Source organism: Aeromicrobium sp. PFPM2_SD2 (genome assembly GCF_057364525.1).
Window position 1 is genome coordinate 1 of record NZ_JBNFNZ010000814.1, and the last position, 547, is coordinate 547.

Annotated in this window: 1 protein-coding gene; it reads right to left on the minus strand. The window is 48.1% G+C overall.

Annotated features, from left to right (window positions below; translation table 11 throughout):
• Window positions 1-271 (minus strand): hypothetical protein (locus AC2W7G_RS18270; protein WP_485869683.1); only part of this gene is annotated, 271 nt, incomplete at its 3' end.
• Window positions 272-547 lie beyond the last annotated feature (276 nt).

The window sequence follows — 547 nt, forward strand, 5'->3', positions numbered from 1 at the left end:
GCCAGCACCAATATTCGGACTCACGTATTAACTTAGCATCGGTGTCGTAGAACCGTAATACGATAGGCTCTGACTTACCATCCTTCAGGTAAGACGCAAAGCATTTAAACTTCAGGGTAACAGTACCATCACCATTCTCAATCCACGGCATGTCGCCTTCGCGTGGTTCAATAGGCTTCTTGCCACGCTGAACCTGAGGCGGGTTCTTCTCGTGGTCTGCGAGTGCTTTCGCATACGCATCGTCGTGAATCTTCTGTAAGACATCAATCATCTTACGGACCTTCGGGTTGGCTCAGGTCGAATGTCAGGTTGACTTTGTGTTCTACCACGCTCGTTGAACTTGGTGTCTGCTTTGTTCAGCCATGCGTAAGGCTCAACGATACCAGCTACCGGAGTGGTGAAAGTCTTCAGTTGCTCTTTAGCCATCGGTGTAAATCTCCTAGTTAAAGTTAAGGTGTTCCTAAAGTGATAGTTTAGTCGTGCAGCTCAGGTCGGATGCGGCCTACCACGAAACCAGCATCTTCATATTCCTGAGACTTTATGGTTG